This window comes from Anoxybacteroides voinovskiense (genome assembly GCF_014196205.1).
Classification (GTDB): domain Bacteria; phylum Bacillota; class Bacilli; order Bacillales; family Anoxybacillaceae; genus Anoxybacteroides; species Anoxybacteroides voinovskiense.
In genome coordinates, this window is sequence record NZ_JACIDE010000048.1 from 1 (window position 1) to 3,454 (window position 3,454).

Sequence of the window (3,454 nt, forward strand, 5' to 3'; positions counted from 1 at the left end):
TATCCCACGCAAGCCAAAGCTTTGCTTTGGCTGAGCCTCCTCGGTGGGGCTTGTGCGATCTTCGCCGATAGGCGGGCGCTTTGCGCTTTTCTTAAACGGTGCTAGGCACTGTTCGATTTGTTTTCTACGTTTTACGAACAGGACGTCGCTTTGGCGTCCTTTTTTGGTGATTGCATAAGAAAATGGTGCCAAACAGTGTGATGCGATGTTGTATAATGAACAGAGCAAGGTGAGATACATGTACATAAGCAACGGATTTGCACTAATTGTGTTTAGTCTTTTATTTTTCCTGCTTGGGATTAGCGGTATTTTTAGACTAACTGATCCGATGGGCTTATTTGACCGAGTGCTAGGATTCGTTCTTGTTGTATTAGGTTTTCTAGGTGCTTTTCTAGGCATGAAGACGTGGTGGGGAGATCGGAAGCTAAGAAAAAAGCGAGATAGGAAGATCGATCGTGACAACATATGGAATTAGCCAAACCGTATTTGAGCGTCTAATGGCATATTTCCAAAGCGAGGAAGGTATTCAAAAAGTCATTTTATTCGGTTCGCGGGCAAAAGGGACGGCGCGTTACAATTCCGATATTGATTTATGCGTCGATTATAAAGGAAAGCAAAAGTGGAAAGTGATCGATGCGATTGATGAAATCGTCGGCATTTATTCGTTTGATGTGTTGTTTGCTGACTCATTGAACAAAGAAATCACACGACAAATTGAGCGTGATGGGGTCGTTATTTATGAGAAATAAAAAAGCAGGGGACAGTCGTCCGCCTGCTTTTTCGCTTACACCGTTACCGATGTTTTTGTTTTCTTCCGCAGGTCAAAGCGGTCGGCGTTCATCACTTTCACCCAAGCTTGGATAAAATCGCGGACGAATTTTTCGTTGTTGTCGTCTTGGGCGTAAAATTCGGCGTAGGAGCGAAGAATGGAGTTCGATCCGAACACTAAGTCGACACGAGTGGCGGTCCAACGTACTTCCCCTGTTTTCCGGTCGCGAATGTCGTACAAGCCGTCTTCTTTCGGTACCCATTCACAGTTCATATCGACGAGGTGGACGAAGAAATCGTTTGTTAGTACACCGATGCGGTCGGTGAATACGCCATGAGGAAGGTCGCGATACGTTGCCCCTAACACGCGCAACCCGCCAACTAATACGGTCATTTCTGGAGCAGTTAAGCCGAGCAATTGGGCTTTGTCGACAAGCAGCTCCTCAGGACGAACGCTATATTTTTTCTTTTCGTAGTTGCGGAATCCGTCCGCGACCGGTTCTAATACGGCAAAGCTTTCGACATCCGTTTGTTCTTCTGTTGCATCGCCTCGTCCAGGCATAAACGGTACACGAACGTCAAACCCAGCATCGCGCGCTGCTTTCTCGACCGCCGCGCTACCGCCAAGCACGATTAAATCAGCGATGCTCACTTTTTTCGGAAGCTCGCGTTGAATGTCTTCGTAAATCGCAAGCACTTTCGTGAGTCGCTCCGGTTCGTTCACTTCCCAATCTTTTTGCGGTGCGAGTCGAATGCGCGCCCCGTTTGCGCCGCCGCGTTTATCAGAGTTACGGAACGTGCTAGCGGACGCCCAAGCGGTTTTCACAAGCTCGCTTACTGTGAGTCCTGATTGTAAAATGCGTGTTTTGATGTCTTCGATGTCTGCATCGGTTAATTCAACATCGACTGCTGGAATAGGATCTTGCCAAATGAAATCTTCTTTTGGCACTTCTGGACCGAGATATCTCGTTTTTGGTCCCATGTCGCGATGAATGAGTTTAAACCACGCACGCGCAAACGCATCGGCAAATTCTTCTGGATGTTCATAAAAGCGGCGGGCGATTTTTTCATATTCCGGGTCAAAGCGTAACGCTAAGTCCGTCGTCAACATCATCGGCGGCACTTTCACATTCGCATCTTCCACATCCGGTGCGAGATGTTCTTCTTTTAAATTCACCGCTTCCCATTGATACGCACCAGCTGGACTTTTCGTGAGCTTCCATTCATATGCAAAGAGCAACTCGAAATAGCTGTTATCCCACTTCGTCGGCGTTGGTGTCCAAGCGCCTTCAAGCCCACTTGTAATCGTATCGCGCCCTTTTCCTTTTCCGTACGTGCTCATCCAACCTAATCCTTGCGCTTCAATAGGGGCAGCTTCTGGATCTGGACCGACATACGACGCATCGCCAGCTCCGTGCGCCTTGCCAAACGTATGGCCACCTGCGATGAGGGCCACTGTTTCTTCGTCGTTCATCCCCATCCGTTTAAATGTCTCGCGAATGTCGCGCGCCGCCGCCAGCGGATCTGGGTTGCCGTCCGGACCTTCTGGATTGACATAAATAAGCCCCATTTGCACGGCGGCAAGCGGATTTTCTAATTCGCGATCGCCGGTATACCGTTCCGAGGCGAGCCATTCTTTTTCCGCCCCCCAATAAATGTCTTCCTCTGGATGCCATACGTCCTCGCGGCCAGCGCCAAACCCGATCGTTTTTCCGCCCATGGACTCAATCGCTACGTTACCAGCTAACACGATTAAGTCCGCCCAAGAAATTTTATTGCCGTATTTCTTTTTAATTGGCCACAGTAGGCGGCGTGCTTTGTCCAAATTGGCGTTGTCTGGCCAACTGTTTAACGGAGCAAAACGTTGTGTGCCGGTCGAAGCGCCGCCTCGTCCGTCACCAACGCGATACGTTCCCGCCGAATGCCAAGCCATGCGGATGAATAGCGGTCCGTAATGTCCGTAGTCGGCAGGCCACCAATCTTGGCTTGTTGTCATCAGTTTGCGCAAATCTTCTTTTAGTGCCCAATAGTCAAGGGTTTGAAACTCCTCTGCATAATCGAACGGTTCGTCATGAGGGTTCGTTTTTCGGTCGTGTTGATGAAGAATACTTAAGTTTAGTTGATTCGGCCACCAGTCTTTGTTGGTTGTTTTGTTTGAAGCATGGCTCGTCACGCTGCCGTGAAACGGACATTTGGACATTGGCTGTTGGTTGTTTTCCATTTCATTTTCCCCTTTCTTTACGACAAATTTAATAGCTACCACTATTTTTCTTGTTGCGTTTCTTCCAATTTGTTGATAAATATTATCATATTGTAATTATACTAAATTAATATTAAATAGTAAAATAAAAAAATACTTTTTTTATATTTATAATTATTCATAACCTAGATAAAACATGCCTATCTTTTTTGTCATTTCTCGCTATCGATGAAACGGTATTGAAATATAATAAACAATAAAATTTCTCATTTTTAAATATATTATAAAAACATGGATAAAAGAGAAATATAGATCAAAAATATTAAATTATTAATAATAAAATAATTTTGAAAAATTATTTTTATGCATTCGATATGATATAATCCTTTCCAGGTTATCAATTTTATTAAAATCATAAAATAACGACAAAGATTTTAATAAAATTGTTTATCAGTCCATGTAGATTAAGCGACATGTACTCTGATT

The 3,454-nt window shown here is 45.1% G+C and carries 2 protein-coding genes; one reads left to right on the top strand and one right to left on the bottom strand.

Annotated elements, in window-relative coordinates; all coding sequences use genetic code 11:
* Positions 1-455: 455 nt before the first annotated feature.
* Complete coding sequence (locus GGR02_RS17140) at positions 456-749, top strand: nucleotidyltransferase family protein (protein WP_183186146.1); 294 nt, start codon at positions 456-458, stop codon at positions 747-749.
* Positions 750-784: 35 nt separating this feature from the next.
* Here GGR02_RS17140 and katG read toward each other — a convergent pair whose 3' ends face one another.
* Entirely contained in the window at positions 785-2,989 is a 2,205-nt protein-coding gene (gene katG / locus GGR02_RS17145) for a catalase/peroxidase HPI (RefSeq protein ID WP_183186147.1), read from the bottom strand.
* Positions 2,990-3,454 lie beyond the last annotated feature (465 nt).